General features: G+C 69.4%; 16 protein-coding genes. 10 read left to right on the forward strand and 6 right to left on the reverse strand.

Translation table 11 applies throughout. The features are described from left to right. Positions 1–6 precede the first annotated feature (6 nt). Positions 7–675: a TetR/AcrR family transcriptional regulator gene (locus ABEB03_RS24605; protein ID WP_345653402.1), complete on the reverse strand. Its 669-nt coding sequence runs from the start codon at positions 673–675 to the stop codon at positions 7–9. Positions 676–1,221: 546 nt separating this feature from the next. On the opposite strand from ABEB03_RS24605, the gene ABEB03_RS24610 reads away from it, so the two are divergent. Together ABEB03_RS24610 and ABEB03_RS24615 are read left to right on the forward strand one after the other, a co-directional pair. Continuing rightward, the gene (locus ABEB03_RS24610; protein WP_345653404.1) at positions 1,222–1,749 is read left to right on the forward strand and encodes a hypothetical protein; all 528 of its coding nucleotides are present in this window, start codon (positions 1,222–1,224) and stop codon (positions 1,747–1,749) included. Between the two features lie 120 nt (positions 1,750–1,869). Further along, complete coding sequence (locus tag ABEB03_RS24615; RefSeq protein WP_345653407.1) at positions 1,870–2,508, forward strand: DUF1707 SHOCT-like domain-containing protein; 639 nt, start codon at positions 1,870–1,872, stop codon at positions 2,506–2,508. A 50-nt stretch (positions 2,509–2,558) separates the two neighbouring features. Here the strand turns inward: ABEB03_RS24615 and ABEB03_RS24620 are convergent, their stop codons facing one another. The 3 genes from ABEB03_RS24620 to ABEB03_RS24630 form a co-directional block, all read right to left on the reverse strand. Beyond that, positions 2,559–3,128: an SUKH-4 family immunity protein gene (locus tag ABEB03_RS24620; protein WP_345653410.1), complete on the reverse strand. Its 570-nt coding sequence runs from the start codon at positions 3,126–3,128 to the stop codon at positions 2,559–2,561. A gap of 78 nt (positions 3,129–3,206) precedes the next feature. Then, positions 3,207–4,688, reverse strand: a complete 1,482-nt coding sequence (locus tag ABEB03_RS24625) for a dihydrolipoyl dehydrogenase family protein (protein WP_345653413.1) — start codon at positions 4,686–4,688, stop codon at positions 3,207–3,209. Between the two features lie 46 nt (positions 4,689–4,734). After that, a complete protein-coding gene (locus ABEB03_RS24630; protein WP_345653416.1) occupies positions 4,735–4,920 on the reverse strand; it encodes a hypothetical protein in 186 nt (61 codons plus the stop codon). 598 nt (positions 4,921–5,518) lie between these two features. On the opposite strand from ABEB03_RS24630, the gene msrA reads away from it, so the two are divergent. The 7 genes from msrA (at position 5,519) to ABEB03_RS24665 (ending at position 11,345) form a co-directional block, all read left to right on the forward strand. After that, positions 5,519–6,031: a peptide-methionine (S)-S-oxide reductase MsrA gene (gene msrA / locus ABEB03_RS24635; protein WP_345653419.1), complete on the forward strand. Its 513-nt coding sequence runs from the start codon at positions 5,519–5,521 to the stop codon at positions 6,029–6,031. A 314-nt stretch (positions 6,032–6,345) separates the two neighbouring features. Next, positions 6,346–7,029 carry a response regulator transcription factor gene (locus ABEB03_RS24640; protein ID WP_345653422.1) on the forward strand — a complete coding sequence of 228 codons (684 nt, stop codon included), beginning with the start codon at positions 6,346–6,348 and terminating at the stop codon, positions 7,027–7,029. 357 nt (positions 7,030–7,386) lie between these two features. Continuing rightward, positions 7,387–8,112 (forward strand): molybdopterin-dependent oxidoreductase, encoded by a 726-nt coding sequence (locus ABEB03_RS24645; RefSeq protein ID WP_345653425.1) that lies wholly within the window; start codon positions 7,387–7,389, stop codon positions 8,110–8,112. Continuing rightward, positions 8,057–8,719: a cytochrome b/b6 domain-containing protein gene (locus tag ABEB03_RS24650; protein WP_345653428.1), complete on the forward strand. Its 663-nt coding sequence runs from the start codon at positions 8,057–8,059 to the stop codon at positions 8,717–8,719. Before ABEB03_RS24645 ends, ABEB03_RS24650 begins: the two co-directional genes overlap by 56 nt. Positions 8,720–8,999: 280 nt before the next feature. Then, a complete protein-coding gene (locus ABEB03_RS24655) occupies positions 9,000–9,464 on the forward strand; it encodes a MarR family winged helix-turn-helix transcriptional regulator (RefSeq protein WP_345653431.1) in 465 nt (154 codons plus the stop codon). A 360-nt stretch (positions 9,465–9,824) separates the two neighbouring features. Then, positions 9,825–10,379 carry an NADPH-dependent FMN reductase gene (locus ABEB03_RS24660; RefSeq protein WP_345653434.1) on the forward strand — a complete coding sequence of 185 codons (555 nt, stop codon included), beginning with the start codon at positions 9,825–9,827 and terminating at the stop codon, positions 10,377–10,379. Between the two features lie 222 nt (positions 10,380–10,601). Further along, complete coding sequence (locus ABEB03_RS24665; protein ID WP_345653437.1) at positions 10,602–11,345, forward strand: class I SAM-dependent methyltransferase; 744 nt, start codon at positions 10,602–10,604, stop codon at positions 11,343–11,345. Positions 11,346–11,496: 151 nt separating this feature from the next. On the opposite strand, the gene ABEB03_RS24670 is transcribed toward ABEB03_RS24665, so the two are convergent. Together ABEB03_RS24670 and ABEB03_RS24675 are read right to left on the reverse strand one after the other, a co-directional pair. Continuing rightward, positions 11,497–11,919 carry an organic hydroperoxide resistance protein gene (locus ABEB03_RS24670; protein WP_345653440.1) on the reverse strand — a complete coding sequence of 141 codons (423 nt, stop codon included), beginning with the start codon at positions 11,917–11,919 and terminating at the stop codon, positions 11,497–11,499. 387 nt (positions 11,920–12,306) lie between these two features. After that, positions 12,307–12,885, reverse strand: coding sequence for an ester cyclase (locus ABEB03_RS24675; RefSeq protein ID WP_345653443.1), 579 nt, complete (start codon positions 12,883–12,885; stop codon positions 12,307–12,309). A gap of 148 nt (positions 12,886–13,033) precedes the next feature. Between ABEB03_RS24675 and ABEB03_RS24680 the strand changes: the two genes are divergently transcribed. Next, entirely contained in the window at positions 13,034–13,645 is a 612-nt protein-coding gene (locus ABEB03_RS24680; protein WP_345653446.1) for a TetR/AcrR family transcriptional regulator, read from the forward strand. Positions 13,646–13,673 lie beyond the last annotated feature (28 nt).

The raw sequence follows: 13,673 nt of genomic DNA on the forward strand, positions 1-13,673 counted from the left end.
AGGGGGTCAGGCGGCGCGCGTCGCCTTGCGTGCCGCCGAGGGCGCCACGCCCGCCATGCGGGCCCGGATGCGACGGAACCAGGCGGAACCGATCGCGGGTCCGGGAAGAGCGTCGTGGCGTGGCGACGCCCCGGGGGAGCGCAGACCGTCGAGATAGATCTCCAGCTGGCGGTGGGCGAGCGCGGCGTCCTCCGCGACTGCCCGGCCGGGCAGCGGACGGGTCAGTCGTACGACCATGAAGATGACGTCGCCGGGCAGGACGTCGGCCCGCACCTCGTCGGCCGCCTGGGCGGCCTGAAGCAGCTCGGTGACGTGGTCGAGGGCATCTCCGGAGCGCTCGATGATGTCCTCGACGTCGATCCGGCCGAGCAGTGACGGCATGATCGCGCCCACCTTGAGGTCCAGAGCCGCGTGCATGAACACACGCAGGGCCCCGAACGCGTCGGGCTGCTCCTCGGCGGCCGTGCGGACCGCCGTGTTCAGACTCCGCAAGGTGTCCGTCGCGACGGCCATGACCAGGTCCTCGCGGCTGGGAAAGCGCCGGTAGAGGGTGGCGATCCCGACCCCCGCACGGCGAGCGATCTTCTCCAGCGGCGCGTCCGGGCCCTCGTGCACGAAGATCAGCCGTGCCGCCTGAATGATCTTGTCCCGGTTGAGCTGGGCGTCGACGCGCACCGCCTGCCCACCTCCTCGCCCCTTGTCGCAGGCGGAGGAATTTCCTCCGCCTGCGGTCCAGAATATTCGGCGACTGATGAATATCCAGTCGTGGCGGGCAAGTGAGAGGAGAAGGCGCCGAGGCCCTCCGCATCGCCGGTGTTTCCGTCGCGGATCGGCGGTTCACCACCGTCGGTGCCTGCCCGTCGGCTGCCGCGTACGGGGTGACGGTGTCCGTCGGGGGCTGTCGGCATGGTCGGCGGCACACCCGGGGCCGAGGGGCGTCCGGGCGGCCCGGACGGCGCGCTCGTTCGGCGCGACGTGTCCGGCTGCGTCGCCGGTGGGAGCCCTCGCGTGCGCAACTACGGCTTCCCGAGAAGCAGTTGTGGTCTGCGCTACAACCATCCGGTATCTCGGGCTGTCTGACTTGATGACCGATACGCGTGGACAGTGCTCTTCACAGGGTTAGACGATGTTTCGTGGTGGTTTGCCCTGCCCTGTTCGCTGTCCGGCGTGCCCCATCGGCACCCGTGGAGTCATACACCCAGAGCAAGGGGGAGCTTTCTCATGCGCGCTCGCAGAATCCTGGTCGTGGCGGCGGCGTCGGCCGCCGCTCTGATCCCCGCGGCCTCGGCCGTCGCCGGTACGGGCCCGGCCCCGTCGCCCGGCAAGCAGAGCCTGACCGCCCGTTCCGCCGCCCCGTCCGAGGCGGGCAACCCGCTCAGCGTCAAGGCACAGGCCGCCGGCGTGTGTTCCGACGCGTACCAGATCGGTGCCACCGCCTACATCAACCGCGCGGGAGCGCACGTCGCCTCCGTCAAGCAGTTCTACTCGCCCACGTGCAAGCGCAACTACGGCTACGTGTGGGTGTGGCAGAGCTTCCGCGACAAGATCAAGGACTACGACGTCAGCACCGGCGTCTACAGCTACTCGCGCGACCAGGTCGTCGGCCAGGACTGGTGGAACGCCACCAACCAGCAGGAGTTCTGGTCCTACCCCGCCGCCACGGTGAGCGAGTGCACCGCGGCGATCGGCACCCTGCGTGCCCCTGGTGACCCGGTGGCCGGGCAGGCCTCGACGTCCAAGCGCTGCTGAGCGTGACACCCCGGGCCCGGCCGACGCGCGACGGCCGGGCCCAACGGCCGTTGTCCGACACGTCGTCCGGTGGAGATCACCACCGTTGCGGGACTCCGGTCCGTCCACCAGAATGCGGACATGACGGGTGCACTCGGACCGGGCGACGACTCCGCGGGGCATGACACGACCCCCGAACTGCGCGCATCCGACCGGGAGCGTGACCAGGTCGTGGAGATCCTTCAGGTCGCCGCGGGCGACGGGCGGATCACCGCCACCGAACTGGACGAGCGCCTGGACGCCGCGTTGGCGGCCCGCACCACCGGCGACCTGGCCCGGCTGACCGCCGACCTGCCCTCGGAAGGCATGCCGCCGCAGGCCGGAGAACTGGTCCGGATCGACCAGCGTTTCGGCGACGTCACCCGCACCGGCCGCTGGCTGGTTCCGCGCCGTATGGAGGTCCGCCTCATGTTCTGCGACGCGAAGCTCGACTTCACCCATGCCGTGATCACCCACAGAACCCTGGACGTCGATGTCGACCTGCGCATCGGAGGAAACCTGACGCTGGTGACCAGGCCGGGGATCGAGGTCGACACCGACGGCCTGGAACGCGGCAGCGGCGACATCAAGATCCGGTCGGCGTCCGGCCCCGACACTCCCGTCGGCCTACGGGTGCGACTGACCGGACGCTCCCGCGGCGGCGACATCGTGGCCCGGCCGCGGCGGCGGACGCTCTCCGAGTGGCTGCGCCGCCGGCCGCCGGGCAGTACCGGCCGCTGATCGCCCCAGCCGCGTGTCGAGGCGGGTCCGCTCGTGCCTGCGGCGGACGGTCAGACCCGCAGCAGGTCGCGGACATGTCCGAGGACCGAGAACCAGCAGCAGTCGGGATTCTCCATCACGCCTGGTTCGGCGTCCCTCATCAGACGGAGCAGTCGCTCGGCGGCTCCCTCCGGATCGACCTCGACGGTGTCGGACTCGGGGTCGTACTGAGGACGCTCCCGTTCCAACGCCAGGAGGAAGAAGGCCAGTTCGTCGACGCCGCTGTTGAGCCGGTGCGGGGCCCCGTCCTCCGGGATGCAGTAGACGATTCCCGTGACGGTGTCGACGGCGACGTCGTCGAGGGCGATTCCGCCCAGGGAGAGCCAGGAGGACATGTCCAACGGGCAACTGGGACAGCGGCGCGCGACGTTCCGCCATGCCTCACCGCCGACCCGCACGTCCCCTTCCTCCAGAAGGCGGTCCATCTGGAACCAGCCCATCCACGAGGGCAGGCCGACATCTCGCAGGAACGCACGGGTGGTCTCATGACCGACGGGCGTGAGGGTCGCCTCGTCCAGAGTCACCAACTCCCCGGATCCGTACACCGACTCCATCGCCTCGCGGCCGACCATGGGACTCATGGGCAGCCACCTTTGCACGTCCCGGCCCACCGCGACAGACGCGGCACGCGGTGCGATTCCCGTCGGTGTGCGCCGAGTTCACGCCCGGTCGTCGTCCTGGTGCCGCTGCGCGCGGAGGGTCTCCAGAAGCCGGAGCCAGATCTCGCTGACCGTCGGATAGCTCGGGACGACATGCCACAGCGTGGAGAGCGGAATCCGGCCCACGATCGCCGTGGTCGCCGAGTGCACCAGTTCGGCGATGCCCGTTCCGACGAACGTGGCCCCCAACACCACGTCGTCCGCGCGGTCGACGACCAGTTTGGCGCGGCCCCGGTAGTCCGGGCGCAGGACGTAGGTTCCGGCGAGGGCGGCAAGGTCGTACTCCACGATCTCCACGTCCTTGCCGGCGGCGCGCGCCTGCTGTTCGGTCATTCCGGCGCTGCCCACCTCCGGATCGGTGAAGACGACCTGCGGCAGCCCGACGTGACCGGCGGCGGACGAGGGCAGTTCCGCGGAGGACCCACGTGCTCGCGCGGCGATGGCCTCACCCGCGATACGGGCCTGGTACTTGCCCATGTGCGTCAGCAGCGCACGGCCGCACACGTCGCCGATGGCGTACAGCCAGTTCCCGCTCACACCCTCGACACACTGCTGGTCGTCGACACCGATGTATCCGCCGGGACGCAGGCCGACGGTCTCCAGGCCGATGTCGTCGGTGTTCGGGACGCGGCCGGTCGCCACGACGATCTCGTCGGCGACCACGGTCGCCCCGTCGTCCAGCGTCACGCTGACTTCTCCGCCGTGGACGTGCCCGTGCCCCGTGTCACGGGGGTCGGCGCGCTTGACCTGGGCCAGGTTGCGCTCCGGGTACAGCCGCACACCGCTGTCCTGCAACGTCTGGGCGACCAGTGTTCCCGCGAAGGGTTCCTGACGGGCCAGCAGGTGTCTGTCGCGGTACACGAGCGACACCTCGTCGACCCCCAGTCCGCGCAGCCAGGTGGCCGCCTCGCAGGCGACCACGCCTCCGCCCAGGATGAGCACGCGACGTGGTACCTCCTCCATCGAGGTCACGTCGCGCGACGTCCACGGAAGGGCCGCACGCAATCCCGGCACGTCCGGAACGGACGGACGGGACCCGGTGTCGACGACCACGGCGTGCTCGGCCGTCACGGTCCGGGTCGAACCGTCGGGGTGAGTCACGACGAGGGTCCGCTCACCGCTCAGCCGTCCGTACCCGCGCACGACATCGATACCGGTGCTCAGAGCCCAGGAGATCTGCGAGGTGTCGTCGCGATGGTTGACCACACGGTCCCGCAGGGCGAGTACTTCGGCGGCCTCCAGTCCGGCCGACACTCCTGGCAGATGTGCGGCCGCGTCCACCACTTCGACCGGCCGCAGCAGCGCCTTGCTGGGCATGCAGGCCCAATAGGAGCACTCGCCCCCGACCAGGCTGTTCTCCACGAGGACCGACGACAGGCCGGAGAACTGGCTTGCGTACTGTGCCGCGTTCTCGCCGGCTGCGGCACCACCGAGAACGACGACGTCCCACGTGGAACGGTCCGGGTCCACACTGGCGGTCATACGTGAGTCTCCCATCGCTGGTGTGCGGCGGCCCTGTGCCCGGCGTTCACCCGCCGGAGCGGTCGGAGGCCGCACCGCCTTCCGAGGTCTGCTCTCCCTCCATGAAGCGCGCGTACCAACTCGGCCAGTCCTCGTCCCGGTGCCCGAGCGTCTGCTCGAAGCGCCCATGGGCCTGTTCCGCTCGCCTGAGGGCCTCGGCCAGTTCGTCCGTCGAAGCGAAGGTCACGGACATGGATTCCTCTCCTGTCGTGCAACGGAGGGAGCGGGGTCGACTCACGGGACGACCACTGCACGGGAACGCCGGTCCCGGTCCGGAGGCGCTTCGAGGCCGGGAAGTCTGTGCCCTCGCGCCCGTGCATGTCCTGACCTGTGACGCGGGGAAGGCGCGCGAAACCGACCGGCTCCGAACGGACGGGACTCACAGTCGTCGTGTATCCGCTCCCGCACTCGGGCGGCGGAGATGTCGCGGTGGAAAGACTTCTTCACGATACTGCTCCAGCACATCAGCGGCACCCAGAGCCCCTTCGCCGCTGACCGCGGGGCGCGCGCTCACCGCGGGGCGCCCGCTCTCCGAGGTGGCCGCGATGCCGCGCGCCGGCCGGGCGGTGCGGGATCGCGAACCTCGGTCACGGACGGACCTCGCACGGTCGCCGTGCGTCACATCACGCGTCGGCGGGCGGAACACGGGTGGGTGTCCGCGGTCTCGCGGCCGGGCAAGGAATTGCTGAGGGCCCGAATGCGCTGATGAAGCCGAGAGGCCAGGGGCCGTCGGCGGTGTACGAGTCGAGCGGCCCCGGTGACCGGTACGACAGATATTGGAGGGGCCGAAAATGGCAGCGCAGACGCAGAGGGCCGTGCTGGCGGGAGGCTGTTTCTGGGGGATGCAGGACCTGATCCGCCGGCACCCGGGCGTCACGGCGACCCGGGTCGGATACACCGGGGGTGACGTGCCCAACGCGACGTACCGCAACCACGGCACGCACGCGGAGGCCATTGAGATCCTCTTCGACCCCGAGAAGACCGACTACCGTCAGATCCTGGAGCTCTTCTTCCAGATCCACGACCCGAGCACCAAGAACCGCCAGGGCAACGACATCGGTCTGAGCTACCGTTCGGCGATCTACTACGTGGACGACGAGCAGAAGCGGATCGCCGAGGACACCATCGCGGACGTGGACGCCTCCGGGCTGTGGCCCGGCAAGGTCGTCACCGAGGTCGAGCCGGTCGGCCCCTTCTGGGAGGCCGAGCCCGAGCACCAGGACTACCTGGAGCGGTACCCGGACGGTTACACCTGCCACTTCCCGCGTCCGGGTTGGCGACTGCCCGCCCGCACGGAGGGCTGACCGCGCGAAAGCGGCCCGGCGGGCACGAGTTCGGCCCTGCGGATACTCCGGCAGGGCCGGCTGACTCATGCGCACGAGGGCCCGGCCGGGCCCGACGCCCTCGTGTGCGTGCGGCCCCGGTAGGGGCGCGCTCCTCCACGTCCACGTCGCCAGGCTCGTACGTCGAGCCTGGCGACGTGGACGACGACGGGATGCGACACCGATCAGATACTTGACGTGTCAAGCATATTCGTGTCTACTTCTCTCGCGAGCATGTAGTTGAAGAGGAAATTACATGTCTCGGAACGGAGGAGGATCACCATGAGGAGGTGCCCATGAGCACGGTCCTGCTCGCCGGCGGGCCGAGGCTCGTGCGTGCGGCGCTCGCCACTGTCGTCGGGCGGCTCTCCGGCAGTGAGGTCCTCGGCGAGGCGGGCGATGCCGACGAACTCCTTCCTCTCCTGGATGATCACGAACCTGACGTCGTCGTCCTCGACCGCTCGATCCGGAGCCGCTACGACGAGTTCGCCCGACTCGTTCACTTCGTCGCCGCCAGAGCGCGCGTCGTCGTGTTCGGCGCGGGGGACGGCCAGGACGTCGACGCGGCCCTGCGGGCGGGTGCGACGGGCCTCCTCGGCGCCCACGTCACCGCGCAGCAACTGGTCGATGCGGTGGAGACGGTCCTGGCCGGCGGTTTCACGGTCACCCTGGACAGCGCCCTGTCGGCCTGCCCGTCGAGGAACAGCGACGTACGCCCCGTCGTCGAGACCACGTTCACACCCCGAGAACAGGAGGTGCTCCAGCTGCTGGCAGGGGGATACGACAGCGCGGCTCTCGCCGACGCCCTCCGGCTCAGCCCGCTCACGGTCAAGACGCACATCAGTCGCATGCTGAGCAAAGTCGGTGCGCGCGACAGGGGCCAGCTGATCGCCTTCGCCTACGAGAGCGGCCTGGTCGAGCCCGGGACTGTGGTGATGCCGCCCCTGGCGGACGTGTCCCCTCTCAAGGTGGCGTCCTAGTCACGCGCGGACGCGCGTGGGCCTTCGGCGCGCGGGTCCGCGGGCGCTCCCGCGGGGGAGAGCCGACTCGGCACCCCGCCCTGAACGCCAGGGCTCGGTTACGCTGAATAAGATGATCGGTCGTCTTGAACCGATCCGGCCCGCTCGGGGCGTGCGCCCGCACTCGCTCGAATCCTGCGTCACCTGTTTGACAGGTGACAAGCTCTTTGTCACCATCAGAGCCACCTGTTCAACAGGTGACGACTCGGGGACGTAGGCCGTGCAGGTGCCGACACCGCATGCCCGCCGCCGCGTCGACGTCCAGGGCGTCGCGCGGTGGTCCGCCGAGACCCCCACAACGCCGAAGGACTGGTGAACATGGCAAAGCGGTCGAACGCCTCGACCGGGGGCACCCCCGTCGGGCGGCGGGCGATGCTGGGCATGATGGCCGCGGGCGGCGCGGGACTCGCCGCCGCTCCCTATCTGCAGAGCGGCTGGGAGCGAGTCCTGAGCGCTGCTTCCCAGGTCGACTCGACCGGGCTCTCGGGCCTGCTGCCGAATCCCGGCGGATTCCGGTACTACAGCGTCGTCGGTTCCGTGCCGCGCAAGGACGCGACCAACTACGAGTTGCGGATCGACGGGCTGGTCGACCGGCCGAAGACCTACACGCTCCCGGACCTTCGCGCGCTCCCGCAGAAGCGGATCGTCCACGACGTGCTGTGCACCGACGGCTGGCGTGTGGACAGCACGCCCTTCTCCGGAGTGCGGCTCTGGGACCTCCTGGAAGCCGCCGGGGTCCACCCCGAGGGCAAGGCCGTTCGCTTTACGTGCTTCGACGGTGCGTACACCGAGAGTCTCACCCTGGAGCAGGCGCAACGCGACGACGTCCTGGTCGCCCTGGACATGCAGGACAAGCCCGTGACCCATGAGCACGGGGGCCCCGTCCGCCTCTATGTGGCCCCCATGTATTTCTACAAGTCGGCCAAGTGGCTGTCCGGGGTCTCGGTCACCGACGAAGTTGTGCCCGGATACTGGGAGGAGCGTGGATATGCGGTCGACGGCTGGCTCGACGGAGCCGACCGCCGCGGCGCCGCGGCGTCCTGAACCGGCCGGCAAGGTCCAGCGGTTCACCGGTGCGGAGCGGCTCGTGCACCGTGCCACGGGATGGCTGATGCTGGTGTGCCTGGTGACTGCGGCGTGCCTGTATCTGGGACCCGTCGCCCAGTTGGTCGGGCGGCGCTACCTCATGATCACCGTCCACGAATGGTCGGGCATCCTACTGCCGCTTCCCTCGCTCCTCGGCCTGTTCTCACCCGCCTTCCGCGCCGACCTGCGCCGCCTCAACCGGTTCGCGCCCTACGACCGGCAGTGGCTGCGCGCGGCCCGGAGGCGGCTCAAGTCGCCGACTGCGCGTCCGGCCGGCAAATTCAATGCCGGTCAGAAGATCTATGCGGGCTGGATCGCCGGCGCTGTCGTGGTGATGATGGCGACCGGCCTGCTGATGTGGTTCACGGGATGGCTCCCGTTCATCTCCCGCACCAGCGCGATTTTCGTTCACGACTGTCTGGCGTGGGGCATCACCTTTGTCCTGATCGCTCATATGAGGAAGGCCTATCAGGACCCGGAGGCCCGGCTGGGAATGCGCACCGGCCACGTCCGCCGCGAATGGGTGATGCGGAACCATTCCAAATGGCCGGGGGAGGAGAAGTAGTCCGATCGCACCGGGTGTTCGCGTCGGCGTTTCCGTAAGGCCGTCCACCGTCACCCATGGTGTGCGGCTGCTCGAGCGGTGGAATCGCGACGGCACTGTCGAGCGGATCCCTGCCGGCCTGCGTGGTCCGCGCCACGGGACGAGCGACGCGGGCTCGGGGAAGGCGGGCGGAGAGGGCACTGTGGCGAGGTGTGTGTGCGGGAATCCCGGAGTGCCGTTTCCGAAAGAACGACGGCATCGCCCGTTCAATTTCCTTCGCTGTGCAAGTAAACTTCGCGCCATGTCAGACGTCACGCGGTCCCCGGAGGCGGTGGAGCCCCTCTCTCCGGACGAAGAGACCGTCATCCGGGCGCTCGGTCGCGTCATGTACAGCCTGCCCCGGGCCATTGACGCCGACATGGTCCGGGAGCGGCGGCTCTCCCTCATCGAGTACCTGACGATGATGCATCTCTCCGAGGCTCCGTACCGGCGCCTGAGGATGAGCGACCTCTCGGTCGCCTGCGAGATGTCCCTGAGCGGAATGACTCGCATCGTGAGCCGGATGGAGAAGCAGGGGTTCGTCCAGCGGGTCAAGTGCGAGGAGGACGGCAGGGGTTGGAACGCGGCCCTCACGGACCTCGGCCTCGCCCGACTGCAGGAGGCGTGGCCGACCAATCTCGCGTCCGTCCGTCGCCATTTCCTGGACCACCTCAAAGGCATGGACCTCAAGAGGCTCGGCGCCGCTCTTCAGAGCATCGCCACCTGAAGCAGGTTCACCTTTCCCGCCGCGCGCGGCTTCAGGCGCCGGGAAGCGCCGCCGACCGACGGCACGGCAGCGGGACGGAAGCCGGACCGCACACTCCAGGGTTGCGGCTGCCGTCGTCGACGCGCATCGTCGCCGACCGGCTCGCCGACGCGGGCCGTCGGCCCCGCTCGGTCTCCCCCTGAGCCGCGATGGCGTGTCAGGTGCACAGAGATTGCGGGTCGCCGCACAAGGACTTCGTGTCCGCCGCACAGAGACGTACGTCTCACCGATTCGGGATGTACTTGCTGTGTCAAATATGTTGTGCTTGACTCGTCAATCAATCGCCAGGGTTTGTCACTCTCGAAATGAAGGATCTGTGTCATGACGCGCATCGGTATCATCATCGGCAGCACCCGCCCGGGCCGCAATGGCGAAGCTGTGGCCAACTGGGTTCACGCGATCGCTTCTCAGCGCACCGACGCAGAATTCGAAATAGTTGACCTGCTCGACTACAAGCTGCCCCACCTGGACGAGGCGATGCCGCCCTCTCTGGGGCAGTACAGCCAGCCGCACACCAGGGAGTGGGCGGACAAGATCGGTTCCTTCGACGGCTTCGTCATCGTGACCCCCGAGTACAACCACTCCACGTCCGGCGTGCTGAAGAACGCCATCGACTTCCTCTATGCCGAGTGGAACAACAAGGCGGTCGGGTTCGTCAGTTACGGCTCGACCGGCGGCACGCGCGCGGTGGAGCACCTGCGCCTGGTCGCGGGCGAACTCCAGATGGCCGACGTGCGCTCCCAGGTCGCGCTGTCCCTGTTCACCGACTTCGAGAACTTCAGCGTGTTCCGGCCCAGCGACATTCACCTCGACGGGCTCAACACGATGCTGGACCAGCTCCTGAACTGGTCCAACGCGCTCCGGTACCTCCGCTAGCGGGTCGGGGCACACAAGCCGGGTGGTGGATGGTCGCGGTGGGTGACCGTCCACCACCCTGTCGTCGGTACGGGGTGTGCGTCGCAGTCGGCGCGATCCGTCCTCGACTCGGGGACCGGGCACAGCGTCCACGGCGGCCCCGGAGCCGCCCCCGTACGACGGCGACGGCGGTCCCTGCACGGACCGCTGCCGCAATGCCGGTCCTTCCGCATACTGAGGGACATGGCCATCTATGACACGCTCGGCGCGACGTACGGCCGGACCCGGCAACCCGATCCTCGGATCGCCGCACAGATTCACGCCGCGCTCGGGGACGCCGCGGATGTGGTCAACGTGGGTGCGGGCACGGGCTCCTACGAGCCACCCGGGACCGTCCTCGCCATCGAGCCGAGTCACGTCATGCTCGCCCAGCGCACCCCCCGGTCCGCACCCGCCGTGTGCGCGGTCGCCGAACGGCTCCCGCTGCACGACGACGCCGCCGATGCCGTCCTGGCCGTGCTGACCGTCCATCACTGGACCGACCTCGAAGCCGGCATCGCTGAACTCCGCCGGGTCGCCCGTCGGCGCATCGTCATCCTGACCTGGGACCAACCGGTCTTCCGTGAGCGCTTCTGGCTCGTACGCGAGTACCTCCCGCACACCGTCGCCCTCGACGACGTGCGCGCCGTCCCGATCGACCGGCTGGTCGCTCTGCTCGGCGGCGCGCGCCGGGAGCAGGTCCTCGTCCCGCACGACTGCACGGACGGGTTCGGCGCAGCGTACTGGCGCCGCCCCCACGCCTACCTCGACCCTCAGGTGCGCGCCGGAATCTCCATGTTCGCCCAGGCGGGAGAAGACGTCCTCGCCCCGGGTCTGGCCCGGCTCGACGAGGACCTGGCGACCGGCCGTTGGCACAGCCGTCACGCCGACCTGCTGACGCTCGACAGCGTCGATGTCGGCTACCGGCTCCTGGTGACGGACCTCTGACCCCGCCATCGAGCGGTGAGCCGTGCGGCGTCGGTGCCGACGGGACCGAGCCGCGGGCCCTGTACGGCAGCATGCCCCACGCCGGGGGTGAGGCGTGGGGCATGCCGGTCGGGTGGGAAGGACGGCCTCGCGGGCCGCTTCCCCGACGGTGTCAGACGGCGGTCGCGTTGATGGTCACGGGGATGTTGCCGCGAGTGGCCTTGGAGTAGGGGCAGATCTGGTGAGCCGCGTGGGCGAGTTCCGTGGCCATGTCCTGGTCGACACCGGCGAGTTCGAGGTTGAGGGTGGCCGAGAGGCTGAAGGAGCCGTCGACTTCGTTCAGGGTGATCTCGGTGCTGATGTTCGTGTCGGCCAGCCTCACCTTGCGCTCGGCCGCGGCCTTGCGGACGGCCCCCAGGAAACAGGCGCCCCATCCCGCGGCGAAGAGCTGCTCGGGGTTGGTGGCGGTGCCGGACCCGCCGAGCTCCTTGGGGTAGGCCAGCGTGGTGTCGAGGAGGCCGTCGCTGGACTTGACCCGGCCGCCGTTGCGGCCCTCTCCGGTGACGTCCACAGCGGCGGTGTAGCTCTGCGTCATTACATGCCCTCTTGAAAGTGGGAAACGGTGACCTGTCCTGTGCCGTCGAGGCGTTCCCGGAAGGGAGCGCACCTCGACGTCACCTGTTCAAATGGTGACGGAGATTGCGTCACTGGTCAAACAGGTGACGCGTGAGGGGCGTCACAGTATGCGTGTCCGGTGGAGTGGTCCGGGGGAGTGGCAGAGGGGCGGGCCGGGCGCCGGGCGCGGGCGGTGGGTGCCGCGCGTAGGCGGTTCTGTATCCAGGCGGGGCTCGACGGACTCCGTCGCGTCGGCAGTTCCGGTCCGAGCGGGACTCGGCGGCCTTCGTGGGCGCCGGCAGGTCCGATGCGCGAGGGGTGGTGCACGCGGGCGGCAGGACGCTTCCGCTCTGCCGCCCGCGCCCGTTCAGGACCGCACCGAGGCCGCCGCCTCGGCGGCCCGTGCCGAGACCTGGGCCGCCGCACGCGTCGCACGTCCGGTCGCCCGCCAGGCGAGTATCGACAGTGCGGTGCCCGGGGCCGGCGGGAAGACGCCGAGCTGGCCCAGCATGGTGACGTCGTCGCGCACCGCTTCGTGCCGGACGACCTTGCCGTCGCGCAGGCCCAGGACGTGCACCTGCTCGAAGTCGATCTCCTGCCCGGTGGGAGGTACGGCGCGGTCGAGGCTCCCGTCGCGGAAGAGCACGAACGCGCCCGTGTGGCGCCCCTGCATCCGCAGGCGCACCCAGACCTCGTCGTCGTTGTGGGCGACGCCCAGGACGGGGAAGCGCAGGTCGCTGAAAGCGGAGCGCATCCAGGCGCCCGAAGCGAGAACACCGGCCGGGCCGGGGATCGCGCAAGCCGTGGGCGAGACGGCTGATTCGCGGTTGTGGAAGTCCGCGTGCACCACTTCGGTGGCCAGGTCCGGATCCCCCGACTCGAGGATCCGGAAGAGCCCGTGGGCCAGGGCTGTGGCGTCCATTCCCATGACGGCTGTGCCTTTCATCTGTGCAGCGCTGGTGTGCGGCATCGAGATCGGACCGACCGCCCGAGCGGGCGGTCCGGATGGTCTCCGAGGTCGACGATATTGAGGTTATACATAGCCTAATGAATAGGGAAACCATGTGATGGATCGACGTGGATACGATGACGGCATGTCTCCCAAGCGCGCCTACGTCTCCCCCCTGCGTGAGCAGGCCGCAGCCCAGACCCGCGCGCTGATCCTGCAGTGCGCCACCGACCTGTTCGCCGAGCGCGGGTACGGCCGGGTCACCGTGGCGGACATCGCCTCGGCGGCCGGCGTCGCCTCGAAGACCGTCTTCGCCAGCGTCGGCAGCAAGGGCGACATCCTCGACAAGATCGTGGACCAGGGTGTCGTCGCGTCCGACTACGAGCGGTCGGTGCGGCAGATGCTCTCTCTGGAGACGGGGGAGGCGGTGCTCGAAGCGCTGGCTCGCGGTACCCGCAGGGGCAACGAGGGGCAGTTCACCGTCCACGAGGCGATCCGCAAGGCGCTTCCCGTCCACGAGAACGGCGAAGCCCTCTGGGCGCGCGCCACCGCCGCCTACCGGGACGCGCTGCGGTGCGTCGCCCGTCATCTGCACGCGCTGCCGTCGCCGCCGTCGTGTCCGGTGGAGGAGACGGCCGACCTGCTCTGGTTCTGGTTCGGACCCACCGGCTGGCGCACCCTGGTGGTCGAGAACGGCTGGTCCTGGGACCGGGCCGAGGGATTCCTGCGGCGGACCGCCGTCGCGACGCTGCTCTAGCGTCGGTCGCAGGCGCCTGCGCCGAACG

Origin of the sequence: Streptomyces siamensis, from assembly GCF_039543605.1 — a bacterium.
GTDB lineage: Bacteria > Actinomycetota > Actinomycetes > Streptomycetales > Streptomycetaceae > Streptomyces > Streptomyces siamensis.